Source organism: Stenotrophomonas sp. YJH_SMC_91 (assembly GCF_059368495.1).
Map to the genome: position 1 here is coordinate 132,164 of NZ_JCAFRT010000010.1, position 20,312 is coordinate 152,475.

Sequence of the window (20,312 nt, forward strand, 5' to 3'; positions counted from 1 at the left end):
AAGCGCAGGGGCTCTGACCCCATCTGGATCTACGTACCAGGGGTCAGAGCCCTTGCGCTTCGCGAAAGGGATCCGACCCCGGTGGCCCGGCTACAGCAACGCCACCACCAGCCCCAACACCGGCAGCGCGATCGCCAGTGGCACGATCCACTTCGGCTGGTACGGATACAACCCGAACGACAGCGCCACGCCGCCCACAGTCATCGTGCCCAGCCACAGCACCGGGCCAATCGCCCAGCCGTGGTCGGCCACGCACAGTGCGAACGCTACCGCCAGCAGTGCCCAGCCCAGTACCCGCCACTGCGTGCGCCGTGCCGGGGGGGCTGCAGCCTTGCCGTGCAGATCGTGCTGGTGCTTTTCCATCGCCAGCGACAGCGCAGTAAACGCAGAGAACGACAGGGTCAGCGCCAGCAGCATCATGCGCTGGCCTCCGCTTCGGCCGCTTCTGCAGTGTTCACCGATGCCTTCGGCGCAGCCGCAGCGGCCGCACGCTTCTTCTTCTCGGCCGCACTCAGCGGTGGCGTCCAGCGCTGCATGCGCCAACCGCACAGCGCCAGCATCGCGCCGAACGCGATCATCGACAGATCGAAGCCAGCCAATACCCAGTCGCCGTTGCGCAGGGTGTTGCCCAGGTGCGCATGCGTGGTCAGCGCATTGACCACCGGTACCAGTGCGAACGCGGCCGCGCCCAGGTAGAGCTGCCACGCCCACATCATCCGCTTCGGCCAGATGAAGGCGGCCAGCAGCGCGCCGGCCCAGGCGTAGAAGAACACGTTGGCCTCCGCACTCGAGCGCTCGGCGATGTCCAGCGGCAGCAGGCGGTTGCCCCAGAAGTAGGCGGCGAAGGCGATCGGCAGGCCGGCCACGGTGCCGATGTTCAGCGCATCGACCAGGCGCAGGCCGAAGCCGGTGCGGCCGCTCTTGGCATGCTTCGGGCGTTCCTTCACCGCCCACAGCACCACGCCGCTGGCCACCATCAGGCAGCCGACCAGGCCGGACAGGAAGAACAGTGCACGCAGGCCCCAGTCGGCAAAACGCGCCAGGTGCAGGCCGTACAGCACGCCGCGGGTGGCGGTGGCACCGCCGGAAGGCGGCGTTTCCTCAAGCAGAGCACCGCTGACCATGTCGTAACGCACGGCCGGGGTGTCGATGGACAGGCGCTTGCCGTCGCGCTGGCGGATGTCGATCACCGCATTGGCCGCGCCCGGATTGGACACGGTGAAGCCGGCCACCTCCACGCCGTGCCAATGCGCGCGCGCGCTGTCCAGCAGTTGTGCGATCGGCAACGGCGTGGCGTGGCCCTCGGCGGGCGCGGTCACTTCCGGGAGGCCGCCGAAGGCCTCGAAGAAGAACGCGTCCTCGTCCTGCGGGTAGGCCACCTTCACCCCCCACGGCAGGTACATGATCATCAACGTCACAATGCCGGTGTAGGTGATCATCGCGTGGTAGGGCAGGGCCATCACCGCGCTGACGTTGTGGAAATCAAGCCAGGAACGCAGGCCCTTGTCCTTGCGGAAGGTGAAGAAGTCCTTGAAGATTTTCTTGTGGGTGATGACGCCGGTGATGATCGCCACCAGCATGAACATCGCGCAGAAGCCGACCAGATAGCGTGCCCACAGCACCGGGATGTAGTGCAGGTCGAAGTGCAGGCGATAGAAGAAGTCGCCGCCGCGGGTCTCGCGCGCTTTCAATGCCTGGCCGGTGTTGGGGTCCAGCGTGGCGTCGCCGAAGCCACTGCGGCGGCCACGGCTGGGATCGGCCAGTTCCGGCGGCAACCGCCAGAACATCTGCATGGCCGGGTTGCGCGGCTGCGGCAGTGTGACGAACCAGTTTTCGGCCTGCGCGGCGTTGGCCTGCAGGTAGTCCACCGCGCGCTGTGCGGCGACGTCGATGCTGACGTTGCTGGACGGCAGTTCCGGCCGCATCCAGCGGCTGATTTCCTCCCGGTAGTAGCTGGCCGTGCCAGCCATGAAGATCAGCAGCAGCAACCAGCCAACCAGCAGCCCGGTCCAGGTGTGCAGCCAGGCCATCGACTGGCGGAATCCGTTCTTCATGCCCAGGCCCCCATCAGGCGCGCAATGGCGGCCATCAGCAGCGCGGGCGCGAGGATGCCGACCCAGGCGCGCAGCGCGCTGCGGGTGGCGAATGCCCACAGTGCCGCACAGGCGGCGACCAGGATGGCCAGCAGCATGCCGGTCAGCACGGTCTGGCCACGTGCGCCGGGCAGGGCCACGGCGCAGAACACGCTGGTCACCGAAGCCAGCGCGTAACCGCCGAAGATCGCGGCCAACGAGCGTGACAGCACGCCCCAGCGCGGGTTGGAAAAGAAGGTGCGGGGGCTGGCGGTTGCGGGCGAGCGGTCCACGGCATTCCTGCAGGTAGGAGAGGGGATGGAACGCGTCCGCGGCCCCCTTGCGCCCTGCGCATGTCGCCCAGCGTGTCCCATCGACAAAGCACGGCCCGCGCAGACGGGCAGTCCAGAGGTCGGGGATGTACACGGGCGATGGGTGCGTCTCCCGCACCCGATTGGCTAAGCGTACAACCGATCAGTAAATGATAGGCATTCGCATTTTATGAATCAAGCGTGATGACCCGAGGGGCGCGTTGAGGCCTAGAACCTGAACACCACTGTCGCCGCATGCAGCAGCAGGCCGATCAGGCCACCCACCAGGGTGCCGTTGAACCGGATGAACTGCAGGTCGCGGCCCACGCTCAGTTCCAGCTGTTCCACCAGATGGCGCTCGTCCCAGCCCTTCACGGTCTGCGCGATATGCGTGGTCACGCCTTCGCGCAGGCGGCCGGTCAGGCGTTGCGCGCCTTCCAGCAGGTGCTGGTTGAGGGCCTCGCGCAGCGCCGGGTCGGCCTGCAGGCTGGCACCGAGCGAACCCAGGCTGCGCTGCAGGTGGCCGACCAGCGCCGAGTCCTCGCGCTGCAGGTCCGCGCGCAGGCTGGCGTGGATGCGCGCCCACAACCCCTGCACGTAGTCCTGCAGGGCCGGATGGTCGATCATTTCCTGCTTGAGCTGTTCGATGCGCTCGGCCAGGGCCGGGTCCTCGCGCAGGCGCTGCACGTAATTCTGCAGCCAGCTCTCGTAGTCCTGGCGCAGCGGATGCTGCGGCTCGGCCAGTACCTGCTGCAGCTCTTCCAGTACCGCGCGGGCCAGGCGCTCGGCCAGGCTGTCGCCGATCTCGTCAATCGGCTTGACCCAGTTCACCGTGCTCGACAGCGTCGGCCATTCGCGTTGGATGTAACGCACGATCAGCTGCGAGGCGCGTTCTTTCACCTCGGGCTGCTCGAGCCAGCGGCCCAGCCGCTGCAGGCCTTCGTCCAGCACGCGCTGGTGGCGACCATCGGCGGTCAGCAGGGCCAGCAGTTCACCGGCAGTGGCAGCGGCATTCCACTGCCGCAGCTGCTGCACAACGAAGCCGTGCAGCTGCCGGCGCACGGCGGTTTCGTCGAAGAAATCCAGTGCCTGCAGCGCCCAGCCGCGGGCCATGTCGGCCAGCATGCGCGAGCGTGCCGGGTCGGCCAGCCAGCTGCCGAGGCGGCTGGCCGGATCGAACACCTGCAGCTTGGCCAGCAGCACGCCCGGCTCCAGGAACTGGTCGCGCACGAACAGCGCAAGGCTGTCGCCGATGCGTTCCTTGCTGCGCGGGATGATCGCGGTGTGCGGGATCGGCAGGCCCATCGGCCGCCGGAACAGCGCGACCACGGCGAACCAATCGGCCAGTGCGCCCACGGCTGCGGCCTCGCAGAACGCCGAAACCCAGGCCCAGATGCCGCGCTCGCCCTGCCAGTGGCTGACCGCGAAACCGGCCAGCATCAACAGCAGCAGGCCCAGCGCGAGGGCTTTCAGGCGCCGCAGCTGAGCGCGGCGCGGATCGTTGGCAGACGTCATGCCGGAAGTCTAACCGGCACGGCATGAGCATCTGGTAGTGCCGGCCGCTGGCCGGCATCCTCAACGCACCCGATACGTTCATGGCGTTGCCGGCCAGCGGCCGGCACTACCCCTTGGTTCAGAGCGCTTCCAGTTGCTTGCGCAGCGCGGCCAGTTGCGCGCGCAGGGTGTCGTTCTCGCGGGTCAGCGCGACCACCCGACGGCGCAGCGCCGGTGCGTCCTCGCCCAGCTGCTCCAGCGCCGACAGCACCTCGGCATCGCGGCTGGCGATCTCGTCCTCATTTACCTCCTCGAAATCCATCTCGGCTGCTTCCGGCTTCGGCGCACGCGGCTTGCGCTTGGACTCGCGCACGCGCTTGGCGGCCTGCTTCAGCTCGTCCTTGCCACCGGCGGCGGCGGCGCGCTGCTCTTCTTCCGGCAGGTCAGCCACGGCGGCGGCGGCGCTGATCGAGATCACGCCGGCCTTGACCGCTTCCACCACCTCGGCCGCGGCCTGGGCGTGGATGCGCTCGATCATGCCAACCTGGCTGGTGCTCAGCTTGGCTTCGCGGGCCAGCTCGGCGCGGCTGATCTTCGGCGCCGGTTCCCACGGCGGGCTGTCTTCACCGGCCTCATCGGTGACGTCGGCAGTGCCATCGCTCTCGCGCTGCAGCTGCGCCTGCTCGATCTGCTTGCGGGCGGCCAGGATGTCGCGCTTGCGCAGCGCCAGCACGCCGCGCTGGAAGTCGGACACGCTGCGACGGCCCAGGTGCTGCTCGATCATCCACAGGTGCACGTCTTCCATGCTCTGGAAGCGGGTGTTCTGTACGGTGTTGAAGGGCAGGCCATGCTTCTGGCAGATGCCGAAGCGGTTGTGGCCGTCGACCAGTACGTTGCCCCACAGGACCAGCGCGTCACGACAGCCCTCGGCCAGGATGCTGCGCTCCAGCGCGTCATGTTCGTCCGCAGTCAGCGGGTCGATATAGGCCTTGAGTTCTTCTTTGACGACGATATCCATGGGCACGGCAGCGAGCAGGAGCGGAACCGCCCATTGTACCCGCTCGCCGCCGCCGGCCAGGGCTCAGGCAGTGGCCCGGATCATCTCGCCCAGCGTGCCGGTGATCTGGTCGATCTGCGCCTTGTCCACGATCAGCGGGGGCGACAGCGCGATGATGTCACCGGTACAGCGCACCAGCAGCCCGCCGTCGTGGAAGCAGCGCCGATAGACCTCGTAGCCCCGGCTGCCCGGCGCATCGCGGCGAGGCGCCAGCTCGACCGCGCCGACCAGGCCGAAGTTGCGGATGTCGATCACGTTGGGGAGGCCCTGCAGCGCATGCAGCCGTTCCTGCCAGTACTCGCCCAGCTCGATGGCGCGCTCGAAAAGGCGCTCCTCGGCGTAGACCTCCAGCGTGGCCAGTGCGGCCGCGCAGGCCAGCGGATGCCCCGAACAGGTATAGCCATGGAACAGCTCGATGGCCTGTGGCGGTGCCTGCATCAGGGTTGCATGCACCGCGTCGCTGGCCAGCACGCCGCCCAGCGGCACTGCGCCGTTGCTGACCGCCTTGGCGAAGGTCAGCAGGTCGGGGGTGACCCCGAAGCGCTGTGCGGCGAATGGCATGCCGACCCTGCCGAAACCGGTGATGACCTCATCGAACACCAGCAGGATGCCGTGGTGGTCGCACAGCTCGCGCAGGCGCTGCAGGTAGCCCGGCGCCGGCAGAATCACCCCGGCGGAACCGGCAATGGGTTCGACGAAGACCGCCGCGATGGTTGAGGCATCATGCAGTGCGATCAGTCGTTCCAGGTCATCGGCCAGCTCGGCGCCCTGGCGCGGCAGGCCTTTGCTGAACGCATTGCGCTGCAGGTCCAGGGTGTGGCGCAGGTAGTCCACGCCGCCCAGCTGCAGGCCGAACGCCCTGCGGTTGTTGGGCAAGCCGCCCAGCGCCATGCCGCCGAAGCCCACGCCGTGGTAGGCCTTCTCGCGGCTGATGAAACGCGTGCGCTGGCCCTCGCCACGCTGGCGGTGGTAGGCCAGCACGATCTTCATCGCGGTATCCACCGCCTCCGAGCCGGAGCTGGTGAAGAACACATGGTTCAGTGGCGTCGGCGCCAATGCGGCCAGTCGCTGCGCCAGCGCGAAGGCCGGCGGTGAGCCCATCTGGAAGGCCGGCGAGTAGTCGAGCGTGCGTGCCTGCTCGACGATGGCCTCGACGATGCGTGGGCGGGCATGGCCCGCGTTGCAGCACCAGAGGCCGGCGGTGCCATCGAGGATCTGGCGACCGTCGACGTCCTCGTAGTGCATGCCTTCGGCGCGTACCAGCATGCGCGGCGCGGCCTTGAACTGGCGGTTGGCGGTGAACGGCATCCAGTACGCCTCCAATGACTCCGGGCGTTGGGTAGCCAGATCGTGCAGGTCGCTCGCGGAACGCTTCATGCCAGCTCCATCGGGTCCGATGGGGGAAATGTAGCGCAGCCACGTCACGGCGGAGTCGCGGCCGCGCCGGTATAACCGGGGAAACTGTTCCGAGGAGCCCGACATGGCCGACTTTCCCGACCGCAGCCACTGGCAGGTGCTGGCCCAGCAGCTTTCGATACCCGCACAGGCCTTCATTGATGGTCGTTACACCGACGCTGCCAGCGGCGCGCGCTTCGACTGCATCAGCCCGATTGATGGGCGCGTGCTGGGGGTGGTCGCCGACTGCGATGCAGAGGACGTAGAGCGCGCAGTTCGGTCGGCGCGGCGTGCCTTCGATGCGGGCCACTGGTCAGAGGCCAGCCCGGCCCATCGCAAGCGGGTGTTGCTGGCCTTGGCGGCATTGGTGGAAAAGCACGCTGATGAGTTGGCCCTGCTGGAAACCCTGGACATGGGCAAGCCGGTGCGCGACGCACGCCGTATCGACCTGCCCGGCGTGGTGCGCTGCCTGCGCTGGACCGCCGAAGCGGTGGACAAGCTGTACGGCGAAGTCGCACCGACTGGCCCACACGAGCTGGGCCTGGTCACGCGCGAGCCAGCCGGCGTGGTCGCAGCGATCGTGCCATGGAACTTTCCGTTGCTGATGGCCTGCTGGAAGATCGCGCCTGCGCTGGCCATGGGCAATTCGGTGGTGCTCAAGCCTTCCGAGCGGTCGCCCTTGAGTGCGTTGCGATTGGCCGCGCTGGCCGCTGAGGCGGGCCTGCCGGACGGCGTGCTGAACGTATTGCCAGGCCACGGTACGCGCGTCGGTGAACCGTTGGCGCTGCACATGGATGTGGACGTGCTGGCCTTCACCGGTTCCACCGCCACCGGCGCGAAGCTGCTGGAGCATGCGGGACGGTCCAACCTCAAGCGGGTCTGGCTGGAATGCGGTGGCAAAAGCCCGCACCTGGTGTTCGCCGACGCACCGGACCTGGACGCAGCGGCCAAGGCCGTGGCGCAGGGCATCTTCTTCAACCAGGGCGAAGTCTGCACCGCCGGCTCGCGGCTGCTGGTGCAGCGCTCGATCCGTGAGGACTTCGTGCACCAGGTGATTGCCTACGGCCAGCATATGCAGCCGCAGCATCCACTGGAGGCCGATGCACCGATGGGCGCGCTGGTCGATGCCGCGCACGTGGACAAGGTGCTGGCCGATATCGCACGGGCCGAAGGCGAGGGCGCCCGCCTGCTGCTCGGCGGCCATCGGGCCGAGGTGGAGGCCGGCGGCTGCTATGTGCAGCCCACGGTGTTCGACCAGGTGCGTCCGGACCACGCGTTGGCACGCGAGGAGGTGTTCGGCCCGGTGCTGGCGGTACTTGGTTTCGAGGATGAAGCGGAGGCAGTGCGCGTGGCCAATGACAGCCGCTATGGGTTGGCGGCGGGCCTGTGGACACGTGACCTCGGCCGCGCCCATCGTGTCGCACGCCAGCTGCGCGCCGGCAGCGTGTGGGTGAACGGCTGGGATGGTGGCGACATGACCGCACCGTTCGGTGGCTACAAGCAGTCCGGCAATGGGCGCGACAAGTCACTGCATGCGTTCGACAAGTACAGCGAGATCAAGGCCACCTGGATCCAGCTGTAACGACGTGGCTGCTTGACCGCTGTTCGTTCTTTGTAGCGTCGAGCCCTGCTCGACTGCTTCTCGCGAAGAGCAGTCGAGCCTTGCTCGACTCTACAGAAGGCAGACAGCCGTCGAGCTACCGGCAGCGGGCACTCACCTGCAGCACTGCCGCGCGCAGCATGTCGCGGTCGGCTTCTTCGACCGCGTTCTGGAAATAGTCCATGTCCTGTTTACCCAGTTCGCACGGGTCGACGATGTATCCCGGCGGCCAAAGCCCCAGCAGTTGCGCAACGCCATGCACGATCTGCTCGGGGCTCATCTGCCGACGGATCCGGAAGTAATTGCGGCGAGGCCCGAACGCAGGATGGACCTCGCGCCGACCGATCAGGCGCGGCGCCACGCCAGCTGCGCTGATGCCGTCACCAGCGTCGATGCTGCCCGCAGGCAGGCTCAGGATCAGTGGCGCCACTGCAGCCACGTTCCCCGCGGCAGGCAGGGCGCTCTCTGCCTGTGCAACCGGGGCAGGGCGGGGCATCATCGATGCGGCCGGACGCGTCATCTTTGCGGAGGGCAAGGCGGGCTGTTGAGGTACCGGCGCCGGCGGTTCCGGTGGCAGCCAATGCAGCGAGATCCGCGGGCCCTCACCGCTACGCAGTTCGATCCGGCCGCTGTCCAGCAGCCACAGAACGAGCCCGCCATGCACCAGCAGTACCACCAGCCATGCCGCCATCCGCGGCAGCTTCGGCGAATCAGAGCATGACAACGCAACTGCAGCCATGGGCAAGGCATCCATGCAGGGACCGGTGGCGCAGCCTAGCCGGCGGCCGGAAAAATTCCGTTGGCATCGGTGTCGGCTGAAACCATCGTCCCGTGCGGCCATCGGCCCGTGGCAGAATCGGGCGATCCGCCGTTACCCGTGTTGCCGATGTCGACGATCACTGCTGCCGCGCCGCCCGTGAACTCCCCCCGTCGTGTCCTGCTGGCCAGCCTGATCGGCACCACCATCGAATTCTTCGATTTCTATATCTACGCCACGGCCGCCGTGCTGGTGTTCCCGCACCTGTTCTTTCCGGACAGTAGTGAGCAGGCGGCCCTGCTGCAGTCACTGGCGACCTTCGCGGTGGCGTTCATCGCGCGTCCGGTCGGCTCGGCGGTGTTCGGCCATTTCGGCGACCGCATCGGCCGCAAGGCCACCCTGGTCGCCGCGCTGCTGACCATGGGCCTGTCCACGGTGCTGATCGGCCTGCTGCCGACCCATGCGCAGATCGGGCTGTGGGCGCCGGCGCTGCTGGCGCTATGCCGTTTCGGCCAGGGCCTTGGGCTGGGCGGCGAGTGGGGTGGGGCGGTGCTGCTGGCCACCGAGAATGCGCCGCCGGGCAAGCGCGCCTGGTACGGCATGTTCCCGCAGCTGGGTGCGCCGCTCGGCTTCCTGCTGTCGGCCGGCATTTTCCTCGTGCTCGGCCGCTGCCTGAGCCAGAACGACTTCCTGCAGTGGGGCTGGCGCATTCCGTTCGTGGCCAGCGCGCTGCTGGTCGGCCTTGGCCTGTGGGTGCGCCTGAACATCCACGAGACGCCGGACTTCAAGAAGGCGCTGGAGCGCAGGGCGCCGGTGCGGTTGCCGATGTGGACGGTACTGCGTGACCACCCGGTACCGATGCTGCTCGGCACGCTGGGTGCGTTCGCCACCTTCGTGCTGTTCTACCTGATGACGGTGTTCAGTCTCGGCCATGGCACCGCGGTGCTGGGCTACAGCCGCGAGCAGTTCCTGCTGATGCAGATGGCCGGCATGCTGTTCTTCGCGCTGGGCATCCCGCTGTCGGCGCGCTATGGCGACCGTTGGGGCACGCGGCGCACGATGATTGTTGCCAGCGTACTGATCGTCGGCTTCGGCGTACTGTTCGCACCGTTGTTCCAGCCGCACAGCCCGTGGCTGGTCACCGCCTTCCTGTGCCTGGGCCTGTTCCTGATGGGGCTGACCTACGGCCCCTGCGGTACCTTCCTGGCCGAGATCTACCCGGTGGAGGTGCGCTACACAGGTGCCTCGCTGTCCTTCAATCTGGCCGGCATCCTCGGTGCGGCACCGGCGCCGTACCTGGCCACTTGGCTGGCCGAGCGCTTCGGCCTGGTTGCGGTGGGTTACTACCTGTGCCTGACCGCGGTGGCCACCCTGTGCGCGCTGGTGGCACTGCATCGGCGCGCGCTGCGGCTCAACCAAAGAAGCGCTTGAGCGTGCGACCCAGCCAGCCGCCGCCCTGGTGTTCGCGGGCGAACTGGTTCAGGTGCGCCTTGACCTGTTCGGCATAGGCCTGGTCGTCGCCACGGATGTGGTTGAACAGCCAGCGCGAGAGCATGGTGCGCAGCTCGTCACTGATGTCCTCGCCGGCCTGGAAGCGCATGCGGTACTCCGAGACACGCTTGATGAAGACCTCATGCACGCGTTTGTGCGCGGCACAGAACGGGTAGCCCGCTTCCTCCATCAGCTCTTCCTCGAACGCGAAGTGCGACATGGTGTAGTCCACCACCTCGTCGATCACTTCACCCACTGCGGCACGCTGCATGCTGGCCTGGGCCACGTGCAGGTGGTTGAGCATTTCGATGATGCGGCGGTGTTGTTGGTCGATCACATCGATGCCGATGTTCAGATCGTCCTGCCAGACCAGTAGTGCCATCCCCGGCTCCCCTTCATGCGTATGTCGGGGCCGACTGTAGAGCCGCCCTGCGCGGGCGGCGTTGATCTGGATCAAAGCGTACCGGTCAGGGCAGCGCCGGCTCGCGTGGGCGCAGCGGGCTGGCGACCGTGGTGCAGCTGACCCGGTTGCGGCCACCGGCCTTGGCCAGGTACAGCTGGCGGTCGGCTTCGGAGATCAGCCGGTGCAGTGCATCGCGCTGCGGGCGCAGGCAGCACAGCCCTATGCTGACCGTCATGCGCAGCGTGGCGGTGCCGATGTCCACCTCCAGCGCGGCGATGCGCTGGCGCAGCTCCTCGAAGTACAGCAGCGCCTCGTCCTGCTCCATGTCCGGCACCAGCAGGCAGAATTCCTCGCCGCCGAAGCGCGCGATCAGGTCGTGGCTGCGTGCATGCGTGGCCACCGCGCCGGCCACCGCGCGCAGCGCATCGTCGCCGGCTTCGTGGCCATGGGTGTCATTGATGTGCTTGAAGTGGTCGATGTCGATCATCGCCACCGCCACGCACTGGCCGTGCAGCTGCAGCTGCGGCAGCTGGCGCTGGCTCTGCTCCAGGAAGCAGCGGCGGTTGGGCAGGCCGGTGAGGAAATCGCGGGTGGCCAGGTCCTGCAGGGTGCCGATCAGCTCCAGCTGGTCCACATTCTGCGAGACCCGGCAGAAGAATTCCTCGCGCGAGAACGGCTTGCGCAGGAAATCGTTGGCGCCGTTCTTCAGGAAGCGCGGAATCAACGATGCATCGGTATTGCCGGAGATGCCGATCACCGCCACCTTGTCGCGCGAGCGCAGGGTGCGCAGGCGGCGGGTGAACTCCACGCCCTGCATGCCCGGCATTTCCTGGTCGACCACGGCGAGGCGGATCGCCGGATGCGCCTCGATCGCGGCCAGGCCTTCGTTGCCATCGGCCGCTTCGTGCACCTCATGGCCGTACATGCGCAGCAAGGCTGCGGCGTAACCGCGCGCGGACGGTGAGTCGTCCACTACCAGCGCGGCGATGCGCCGGTTGCGCTCCAGCCGCTGGACCAGCCACACCAGGTAATCGATGCTGCCGGGAGTGTTCTTCAGCACGTAGTCGATGATCTGCTGCTGCAGCACGCGCTTGCGCAGGTCCTCGTCGTAGACGCCGCTGACCACCACGGTGGGCAGGTCGCGCTTGAGGAAGAACTCGACCACCGCGTCGCGGTCGCCATCGGCCAGGACCAGCCCGGTCAGTACCAGGAACCAGCCGCCACCTTCGCTCAGCAGGCGGTCGGCCTCGGCCAGGGTGGAGGCGATCACCACCGGCAGTTCCAGGCGCTGCTCGATGGCCTCGCGCAGCATGCCGGTGAAGGCGCGGGAGTTTTCGACCAGCAGGATCCGCTGCGGCAGCGGATCGGCCAGGTCGCCATCGACGGCGGCCTGCGGCAGGACGGGCATGATGCGGTGGCTCACGAGGGAGGGGCTCGGCACGGATAACGGCGGTTTCGGGTGTAACTTTAGCGGCGAACGTTGCGCGCCGGGCCAGATTCCGCGTCAGGCCGCCGCTGGCGACGCGTGGGTGATCGGTTCATGCAGGACCAGCCGCAGCCGATTGCCGCGGCAGTGGACCGTTCCGCCGTAGGCAAGCATCCGTCCGGCCAGGCGCTCGACGGCCTGTTGGGTGGTACGCGTGGAAAGCGGGCAACCACGGTCGAGCAGGCTCACCACGGCAACAATGCCGCGATGCTTGCCTGCCCGACCGCTTCGGGCGCGCACGCAGACCTGCCCGGTTTCCAGTTCCAGCAGAAGTGAAACCGCCTCGATCAGCGAGCGATAGATGGCCAGTTGCAGATCCACGGTCAGCAGGCAGGGATTGCCCGCCAGCCTGGGTGGAATGACGCGATGCGTGTTGTTCCAGATTTCGCATGCTCCGCCGGCTTGCAGCGCGATGTAGAGCCCGACCTGCTCCAGTCCGGTGGGATAGACCAGGCTGGCCTGTTCGCGAAACAGCCGTGAATGTACCGACGACGCGTGCTGCAGGCTGTTTGCGACCGCATGGTGGCCTTGGGACTTCAGCCAGCTGACCATCTCGCTGAGCGAATTGTCCATGCCCTCGCCCAGGTGCTTCAGGTGGACGGCCCGTTCACGCAGCTCACGCTCGCTGGTCTGAAGTGAGCCGCGTGCCAGGCGCAGCGTGGTTGCCTCGGCCAGGCCGCGGGACCGGGCGCGCTGATGGTGATAGCTGATGCTGGAACCGAGTGCCAGCAGTGCGACACTCATCACCGCCATGTTCTGTTGGGTGGCGAACGTGCCCAGGTCGAACGAGGAAGGCAGGCCAGTGCTGGGCGTTGCGCCGTGCAGGGGGAGGTTCAACAACGGAATCGCGATGGCTGCGCCGCGCCACCCGTGCATGAAGGTCAGGGCGATGGCGGGCAGGGCGGCCAGCAGCACCATGTGTGTCCGCGTCGTGTGGGCGTCGGCGCGTGTCAATTGCATGCACAGGCCCAGCACCAGCATCACCAGGATCGCCGAGGCGGTAGGGGCGACGAAACGGTCTGTCCAACCGGGGTCGGCCTGCCGCCGCGACCAGAGGAATGCCAACGGTACCAGGGTGATGATGGCGGCGAAGTGGCCAAAGATCGTCCGGTCGACCGCGTCCAGCAGGTTGCTGGGTGGTGGGTTCGACCATAGGACATATGAAATGCCCAGGTTGAGACCCGGGACGAACAACGCTGTGCAGAATGACAGCGACAGCAGCCACAGACCGGTTGCTGCTTCGGACGGCATTCTCATCCGATGCAGGTAGACCACCAGCATCGCCATCGGCATCAGCAGCGTCGAAGCCAGGATGACCCAATCCAGGCCGTAGGTGTCGATCATGGGGATGCGCAGCGTTGCAAAGTACGCGTACTCGCCCAGCAGCAGGTAGGGCCACAGGCGGGTCGGGACGATCAGCAGTGCCGCTGCGCGGATGCCCGCCGGCAGGAAGAACTGATCCAGCGAAAACTGACGCGAGCCGAGGCAGCTCAGCGCATAGACGGCCGCGAGTGCGATGCCGGCTGGCCGGATACGGAAGCTCAGTTCAACTGCCTTCTTGAATCGGTCCAAACCCGAGCCTCCCTTGCTCGTGACATGGCAGCGGCCGTGCGGGTTGCTTGAACGGGCCATGACGCGCCATTGGATGACAGTATCGATGGAAGCAGGGGGGCGCAATTGCACGCCGGCGCCAGATCCTGACGGGGTGGGTTCGGCGCCGACCAAAGATCACTTTCGCGCAATTATCTGCAGCTCCTTTCACCGGGATAGTCAGATCGCGGCCCGGGGGGCGCCAGCGTCCATGGAGCGTGTGCTTTCCCTCAAGGCTTCAGCAGCGCCTGCCTGGCGGGGAGCGTCCCGTGCTTCGGTCAACACCATCCTGAGCCTGTTGCCACTCAGGTCCATGTGGCCAGCGTGTGCGAGCACTCGGCCCAGCAGCTGCTCGTTTGCCAGCGCCTTTGCACGGCTTCCCAGTGATGCGTGGCGGTCCAGAAGAGCCACGCAGATGAAGGCACCACGCTTCCGGAAGGAGCTTCCGCAGCGGATACTGACCGAGATCTGTCCACACTCGCACTTCAATAGAAGCGAGACCGCATCGACAACGAGTCGATAGGCAGCAAGCTGCAGGCCGACCCCGAGTGCGCAGGGGTCACCCTTCAACCTCGGCTGGCCGATGCGATGCGTAGCATTCCATGCCTCGCGCACCCCGCCAGCCTGCAACGCCACGTACAGGCCCAGCTGTTCCAGGGCGGCGGGATAGATCATGCTGGCCTGGGCCCGGAACAGGCGCGAATGCACCTCCGAGGTATGCCGCAGGCTGTCGGCCACGGCGTGATGACCCTGCGCATGCAGCCAGTTCACCATTTCGTTCAGCGACAGGTCCATGCCATCCCCCAGCTGGCGCAGGTGTGCCGCGCGTTCGCGCAGGTCCATCTCGCTGGCCAGGTGTGAATTCCGCGCAAGCTGCAGGGCCGCTCTGCCATCTTCCTCGCGCAGCCGGTGCTGGTTCTGGAAGTGGGTGATGCGCGCACCCAGCAACAGCAGGGCGATGCTGGCGATGGCCATGGCCTGCTGGGTAGCGAAGGCAGCCGGGTCGAATGCCGTCGGATGGTCGGCGGGGGTGCTGAGGCCAAGAATCATGTTGACGGCGGCGACACCGATGGCCGCACCGCGCCATCCCAGCAGGCAGGTCAGGGCGATCGCGGGAATAGGCAGGATCAACAGCAGCTGCAGCGAGCCGGGGGCCGTGATCGAGGCCGGTACCGGCGTCGCCTGCAGGCCAATGACCAGCATGGCGCCGAGTGCTGCGACCGTGGCCGCGACAGACCCGGTTGTCCATTTTTCCTCGGCGCGGCGGATCCACAGCAATGCCAGGGGTGCCAGGATCAGGATGCCGGTGAAGTCGCCCAGCGCATAGCGCAATACGTTGGTGATGAATGACGCGTTCTGCAACGGCTCCCAGAGCAGGTACGAGATTCCCAGGTTGAGCAGACTGATGACCGTCGCGGCGCATACCGCAATGGAGATCACGCCGACGATCGTGGTGCGTGCCAGCAGCTTCCGGTGCAGGCGCACGATCAGCATCACGGCAGGCATCAGGAACACCGAGGCCAGGATTACCCAGGTCAGGTTGTATTTGCTGATCAGGGGGATGCGCAGATGCGCGAAGTAGGCGTATTCACCCATCAGCAGGTAGGGCCAAAGACGGGGCGGGCACAGCAACAGCGCGGCCACCCGCACGCCGGCAGGCAGGAAGAACTGGTCCAGTGACAGCTTGCGCGCACCCCAGCAGGCGAGGGCATAGAGCAGCGCCAGCGCCAGCCCTTCGGGGCTGACCCGTATCCTCACCAGCAGGCCGTCCTTCCACCACTGCATCCACGTGCTCCCCAGCTCCTGCGCCGATTATGTGGCTGGGAAGGGCCCCGCTACCACAACGCATCCCGCAGCTTGTACCACGACATCGCCGCCACCAGCAGGGGCGTGCGCAGCAGCCGGCCGCCGGGGAAGGGCGCATGCCGCAGGCGCTGGAACACGTCCAGACGCTCGCTCTGGCCGGCAATGGCGGCGGCGATCACCTCGCCGGCCAGTCCGGCGGCGGCCACCCCATGGCCGGAGAATCCCTGCGCGAAGTACAGGTTGCCGTCCAGCCGGCCCCAGTGCGGGGCGCGGTTGCGGGTAATGTCCACGTAGCCACCCCAGACCTGGTCCAGCACAACGTCGGCCAGCTGCGGGAAGACGTCGTGCATGCGTCGCTGCATCACCCCGCGCAGGCCGGGCGGGGGCAGTGCCGAGTAGCTGGCGCGGCCGCCGAACAGCAGGCGATGGTCGTGGCTGAGGCGGAAGTAGTCCAGTGCCCAGGCGGTGTCGGCCACGGCCATGTTGTTGCCGATCAGGGCGCGGGCACGTTCGGCGCCCAGTGGCTCACTGGCACCGATATAGGTGCCCACCGGCATGATCCGCCGTTCCAGCTCGGGCAGCAGGCCCTGCAGCCAGGCATTGCCGGCCACCACCAGATGCATGGCGCGCACGCTTCCCTGCGCGGTATGCAGGGTGGGCTGCGGTCCGCGTTGCACGCGGGTCACTGCGGAGTTCTCGTGGATCACCACACCTGCCGCGCGCGCTGCATCGGCCAGACCGCGTGCATACGCCAGCGGGTGCAGGTGTGCGCTGAGCGGGTCGAACATCGCGGCGCGGTAGCGCGGGCTGTCCAGCTGCGCGCGCAGAGCGTCACGGCTCCACCACTGCATGGGGTAGTCGTAGTGGCGTTGCAGGTGCTCGCAGTTGGCGTGCAGGTCACGCTCGTGGCGTTCACGGATGGCCACGCTGGCGTGGCCTTCAACCCAATGGCAGTCGATGCGGTGGCGATCGATGCGCGTGCGCATCGCCTGCACCGCGTCGCGCGACCAGTCGAACAGGTGGCGTGCATCATCACGACCCAGCTGACGCTCCAGTTCGTCCACCTCGCAGCCGTAGCCGACCAGCGCCTGGCCACCATTGCGGCCGGACGCGCCCCAACCGATCCGCTGCGCCTCCAGTACCACCACGCGCTGGCCACGTGAGGCCAGTTCCAGGGCCGCGGTCAGGCCGGTGTAGCCCGCACCAAGCACTGCCACATCGGCCTGAACCTCGCCCTGCAGCGGGGGCAGCGCGGGTGGTTCGGGCAGGCTGGCGGCATACCAGCTGGGCGGGAACGCGGCACTCACCGCAGGCCTCGCGGGCGCAGCGCGGGAGAGGAGAGCGGGGGAGGACGATCAGCATTCACCCGAGTAGTTTCGCCGATGCGTGACAGCCATGGTGTGACGGCGACGACTTGCCGCCTTCGCCGGACGGCGGGTAACGTGTCGGCACGCCAAGGAGTTTTCCCATGCGCCGCCTGCCCTGGGTGGGCCTGCCCACCGACAGCACCGTGCTCGGCCATCACCGTTTCGCGGTGGCCGGCGAGAAGTACGTGCGCGCGCTGGCCGAGGCCGCCGAGGTGACCCCGGTACTGTTGCCGAGCGTGCAGCCGCCGCTGCCGGCCGGCGACTGGCTGCAGGGGCTCGATGGCCTGCTGTTGACCGGTGCGGTCAGCAACATCGAACCGCAGCATTACGACGGCGGTCGCAGCTGGCCGGGCAATCCGCATGACCCGGCCCGTGACGCCAACGCGTTCGCGCTGCTGCACGAGGCGCTGGCGCTGGACCTGCCGGTGCTGGCGATCTGCCGCGGCCTGCAGGAGCTGAACGTTGCGCTGGGTGGCACGTTGCATCCGCAGGTGCACGCGGCGCCCGGTCTTTCGGATCATCGTGAAAACCCGAAGGCGCCGGTTGATGTGCAGTACGGGCCGGCCCATGCGGTCGCCCTGGCGGCGGATGGCTGGCTGGCGCAGTGGCAAGGCGGTGACCGCGCACAGGTCAATTCGGTTCACGGGCAGGGCATCGACCGACTGGCACACGGGCTGCAGGTCGAGGCCAGGGCCGATGATGGACTGGTCGAGGCAGCGCGCAGCCCACGCCATCGTTTCGTGCTCGGCGTACAGTGGCACCCGGAGTGGCGTGTCATGGACTCGCCGTTCTATCACGCTATTTTCCGTGCGTTCGGCCAAGCTTGCCGGCAGCACCAACAGAACCGACTGGATTCCCGATGAGTTCCCGAACGCGCCCGCGCAAGACGGCTACGCCCCCCGCACCGCAGGAAAGCAGCCTGCTGCGCTGGCTGAAGGAGCGGCGCATCACCGAGGTCGAATGCCTGGTCCCGGACATCACCGGCAACGCGCGCGGCAAGATCATTCCCGCCGACAAGTTCTCGCATGATTACGGTACGCGGCTGCCCGAAGGCATTTTCGCCACCACCGTCACCGGCGAGTTCCCTGATGACTACTACGAGCTGACCTCGCCGTCGGACTCGGACATGATGCTGCGTCCTGATCCGGACACGGTGCGCATGGTGCCGTGGGCGGCCGACGCCACCGCGCAGGTCATCCACGACTGTTACACCAAGAACGGTGAGCCGCACGAGCTGGCGCCACGCAACGTACTGCGCCGCGTGCTGGCGGCCTACGCCGAGCTGGGCCTGCGCCCGGTGGTGGCGCCGGAGCTTGAATTCTTCCTGGTGCAGAAGAACACCGACCCGGACTTCCCGCTGCTGCCACCGGCCGGCCGCTCCGGGCGCCCGGAAACCGCGCGGCAGTCGTACTCGATCGATGCGGTCAACGAATTCGACCCGATCCTCGACCTGATGTACGACTACGCCGATGCGATGAAGCTGGATGTGGACACGCTGATCCACGAATCCGGTGCGGCGCAGCTGGAGGTCAACTTCACCCATGCCGATGCGATGGACCTGGCCGATCAGGTGTTCCTGTTCAAGCGCACCATGCGCGAGGCGGCGATGCGCCACGGCGTGTATGCCACCTTCCTGGCCAAGCCGATGGAGAACGAGCCGGGCAGTGCCATGCACATCCACCAGAGCCTGGTGCGGGTGAGCGACGGCAGCAATGTGTTCGCTGGCGACACCGATGCCGAAGGCGAGTTCAGCCCGGTGTTCGGCCACTATCTGGGCGGCCTGCAGAAGTACGCGCCGCAGGCGATGGCGTTCTTCGCGCCGAACGTGAATTCCTACCGCCGGCTGGTGTTCGGCGAAGTCTCGCCGAGCAACGTGCACTGGGGCTTCGACAACCGCACCTGTGGCCTGCGCGTGCCGCTGGACACGCCGGAAAACATGCGCGTGGAGAGCCGCTTCGCCGGTTCCGACGCCAACCCCTACCTGGCGATGGCGGCGACCCTGGCCTGCGGCCTGCTGGGCATCCGCGAGCGGTTGGCACCGGATGCGCCAGTGACCGGCAGCGCCAAGGAGCTGGGCTACAACCTGCCGCGCTCGCTGGGCGAAGCGCTGGATGGGCTGGAGCAGTGCAGCGAACTGCAGGCCCTGCTGGGCGAGCGCTTCTGCCGGGCCTACATCTCGGTGAAGCGCAAGGAATACGAGACCTTTTTCCGTGTCATCAGCTCGTGGGAGCGCGAGTTCCTGCTGCTGAACGTCTGAGCATCCGGAATAGAAAAATCCGCCGCCGGGGGGTAGGCTGGCACCCGTCGCCGGCCCCGCCGGCCCCCCTTCCCGCATTCTGGAGCACCCGATGAAGCTGCGTATCCTCACGCTCGGCCTGGCCTCCGCCATGCTCGCCGCCTGTGGCGGTGGCAATGGCGGCGCGCAGGACAGCCAGGTCCTGAACGTCTACAACTACAGCGATTACATCGCCGAGGACACCATCCCGACCTTCGAGAAGGAGAGCGGCATCAAGGTGACCTACGATGTGTTCGACAGCGATGAGATGGTCGAGACCAAGCTGCTGGCCGGCAACAGCGGCTACGACGTGGTGGTACCGACCCTGAACTTCTTCGGTCGCCAGATCCAGGCCGGTGTGTTCCTGCCGCTGGACAAGAGCAAGATCCCGAACCTGGCCAATCTCGATCCGGCGGTGATGAAGCGCATCGCCACCCAGGACCCGGGCAACCAGTACGGCGTGCCGTACATGATCGGCACCACCGGCATCGGCTACAACGTGGAGATGCTGAAGCAGCGTTTCGGTGGCAGCACCGACATCGCCAACAGCTGGGACCTGGTGTTCAAGCCGGAGAACATCAGCAAGATGAAGGACTGCGGCGTGACCATCCTGGACACGCCGGCCGACATGATCCCGATCGCGCTGCATTACCTGGGCCTGGACCCGCACAGCGGTGACCCGGCCGAGCTGCAGAAGGCGGCCGACCTGCTGAAGTCGATCCGACCGTACGTGCAGAATTTCCACTCCTCGCAGTACGTGGGTTCGCTGGCCAATGGCGGCACCTGCCTGGTGGTCGGCTGGTCGGGTGACATCATCCAGGCCCGCGACCGCGCCGAGGAAGCCAGCAATGGCGTGCACGTGGCCTATTCGATCCCGAAGGAAGGCGCCCCGCAGTGGTTCGACATGCTGGCGATCCCGAAGGACGCCAAGCATCCGGAGGCCGCTTACGCCTTCATCAATTACCTGCTGCAGCCGAAGGTTGCCGCGGCCAACACCAACTTCATCCACTACGCCAACCCGGTGCCGACCGCGACCCCGCTGGTGGATGAGGCGATCCGTACCGACCCGACCATCTACCCGCCGGCCGACGTGGCCGCGAAGATGTTCACGTACTCGATCAACACGCCGGAGACCGACAAGCTCTACACCCGGCTGTGGACCGAGGTGAAGACCGGCCGTTGAGCCGGCCTGGTGCCGTCGGGTCATG

At 67.1% G+C, this 20,312-nt stretch carries 17 protein-coding genes; 5 read left to right on the forward strand and 12 right to left on the reverse strand.

Annotated features, from left to right (window positions below; genetic code table 11):
* Positions 1-90: 90 nt before the first annotated feature.
* From AC5P5X_RS13525 to aptA, 6 genes are all read right to left on the reverse strand, one after another.
* The gene (locus AC5P5X_RS13525; protein ID WP_111118091.1) at positions 91-420 is read right to left on the reverse strand and encodes a DUF3325 domain-containing protein; all 330 of its coding nucleotides are present in this window, start codon (positions 418-420) and stop codon (positions 91-93) included.
* Positions 417-2,054: a PepSY-associated TM helix domain-containing protein gene (locus AC5P5X_RS13530; RefSeq protein WP_111118092.1), complete on the reverse strand. Its 1,638-nt coding sequence runs from the start codon at positions 2,052-2,054 to the stop codon at positions 417-419. The genes AC5P5X_RS13525 and AC5P5X_RS13530 overlap by 4 nt, the downstream gene beginning before the upstream one ends.
* Entirely contained in the window at positions 2,051-2,365 is a 315-nt protein-coding gene (locus AC5P5X_RS13535; RefSeq protein WP_033834719.1) for a DUF3649 domain-containing protein, read from the reverse strand. Before AC5P5X_RS13535 ends, AC5P5X_RS13530 begins: the two co-directional genes overlap by 4 nt.
* 246 nt (positions 2,366-2,611) lie before the next feature.
* On the reverse strand, positions 2,612-3,898 hold the full coding sequence (locus AC5P5X_RS13540) for a DUF445 domain-containing protein (RefSeq protein WP_024958724.1): 1,287 nt from the start codon (positions 3,896-3,898) through the stop codon (positions 2,612-2,614).
* Positions 3,899-4,016: 118 nt separating this feature from the next.
* Positions 4,017-4,895, reverse strand: coding sequence for a ParB N-terminal domain-containing protein (locus AC5P5X_RS13545; protein WP_111118093.1), 879 nt, complete (start codon positions 4,893-4,895; stop codon positions 4,017-4,019).
* A 63-nt stretch (positions 4,896-4,958) separates the two neighbouring features.
* Positions 4,959-6,311, reverse strand: coding sequence for an omega-aminotransferase AptA (aptA, locus tag AC5P5X_RS13550; protein WP_049451321.1), 1,353 nt, complete (start codon positions 6,309-6,311; stop codon positions 4,959-4,961).
* Positions 6,312-6,414: 103 nt separating this feature from the next.
* Between aptA and AC5P5X_RS13555 the strand changes: the two genes are divergently transcribed.
* Positions 6,415-7,911 carry an aldehyde dehydrogenase gene (locus AC5P5X_RS13555; protein WP_024958722.1) on the forward strand — a complete coding sequence of 499 codons (1,497 nt, stop codon included), beginning with the start codon at positions 6,415-6,417 and terminating at the stop codon, positions 7,909-7,911.
* A gap of 115 nt (positions 7,912-8,026) precedes the next feature.
* Here the strand turns inward: AC5P5X_RS13555 and AC5P5X_RS13560 are convergent, their stop codons facing one another.
* A complete protein-coding gene (locus tag AC5P5X_RS13560) occupies positions 8,027-8,668 on the reverse strand; it encodes a hypothetical protein (RefSeq protein ID WP_111189461.1) in 642 nt (213 codons plus the stop codon).
* Between the two features lie 156 nt (positions 8,669-8,824).
* Here AC5P5X_RS13560 and AC5P5X_RS13565 point away from each other — a divergent pair, with 156 nt between their 5' ends.
* Positions 8,825-10,117 (forward strand): MFS transporter, encoded by a 1,293-nt coding sequence (locus AC5P5X_RS13565; protein ID WP_181453869.1) that lies wholly within the window; start codon positions 8,825-8,827, stop codon positions 10,115-10,117.
* Here the strand turns inward: AC5P5X_RS13565 and AC5P5X_RS13570 are convergent.
* The 5 genes from AC5P5X_RS13570 to AC5P5X_RS13590 all read right to left on the reverse strand — a co-directional run bounded on the left by AC5P5X_RS13570 (position 10,098) and on the right by AC5P5X_RS13590 (position 16,769).
* Positions 10,098-10,559, reverse strand: coding sequence for a bacteriohemerythrin (locus tag AC5P5X_RS13570; protein ID WP_004151683.1), 462 nt, complete (start codon positions 10,557-10,559; stop codon positions 10,098-10,100). The genes AC5P5X_RS13565 and AC5P5X_RS13570 overlap by 20 nt on opposite strands.
* An 85-nt stretch (positions 10,560-10,644) precedes the next feature.
* The gene (locus tag AC5P5X_RS13575) at positions 10,645-11,988 is read right to left on the reverse strand and encodes a diguanylate cyclase (protein WP_005408813.1); all 1,344 of its coding nucleotides are present in this window, start codon (positions 11,986-11,988) and stop codon (positions 10,645-10,647) included.
* 96 nt (positions 11,989-12,084) lie between these two features.
* Complete coding sequence (locus AC5P5X_RS13580) at positions 12,085-13,638, reverse strand: MASE1 domain-containing protein (RefSeq protein WP_043034387.1); 1,554 nt, start codon at positions 13,636-13,638, stop codon at positions 12,085-12,087.
* Between the two features lie 198 nt (positions 13,639-13,836).
* Positions 13,837-15,441 carry an MASE1 domain-containing protein gene (locus tag AC5P5X_RS13585; protein ID WP_111189463.1) on the reverse strand — a complete coding sequence of 535 codons (1,605 nt, stop codon included), beginning with the start codon at positions 15,439-15,441 and terminating at the stop codon, positions 13,837-13,839.
* Positions 15,442-15,491: 50 nt separating this feature from the next.
* Positions 15,492-16,769: an NAD(P)/FAD-dependent oxidoreductase gene (locus tag AC5P5X_RS13590; RefSeq protein ID WP_043034385.1), complete on the reverse strand. Its 1,278-nt coding sequence runs from the start codon at positions 16,767-16,769 to the stop codon at positions 15,492-15,494.
* 161 nt (positions 16,770-16,930) lie between these two features.
* Between AC5P5X_RS13590 and AC5P5X_RS13595 the strand changes: the two genes are divergently transcribed.
* From AC5P5X_RS13595 to AC5P5X_RS13605, 3 genes are all read left to right on the forward strand, one after another.
* Positions 16,931-17,692: a gamma-glutamyl-gamma-aminobutyrate hydrolase family protein gene (locus tag AC5P5X_RS13595; RefSeq protein ID WP_043034384.1), complete on the forward strand. Its 762-nt coding sequence runs from the start codon at positions 16,931-16,933 to the stop codon at positions 17,690-17,692.
* Complete coding sequence (locus AC5P5X_RS13600) at positions 17,689-19,086, forward strand: glutamine synthetase family protein (RefSeq protein WP_005408818.1); 1,398 nt, start codon at positions 17,689-17,691, stop codon at positions 19,084-19,086. The genes AC5P5X_RS13595 and AC5P5X_RS13600 overlap by 4 nt, the downstream gene beginning before the upstream one ends.
* Positions 19,087-19,177: 91 nt before the next feature.
* Positions 19,178-20,287, forward strand: a complete 1,110-nt coding sequence (locus tag AC5P5X_RS13605) for a polyamine ABC transporter substrate-binding protein (RefSeq protein WP_005408819.1) — start codon at positions 19,178-19,180, stop codon at positions 20,285-20,287.
* The last annotated feature ends 25 nt before the right edge of the window (positions 20,288-20,312 follow it).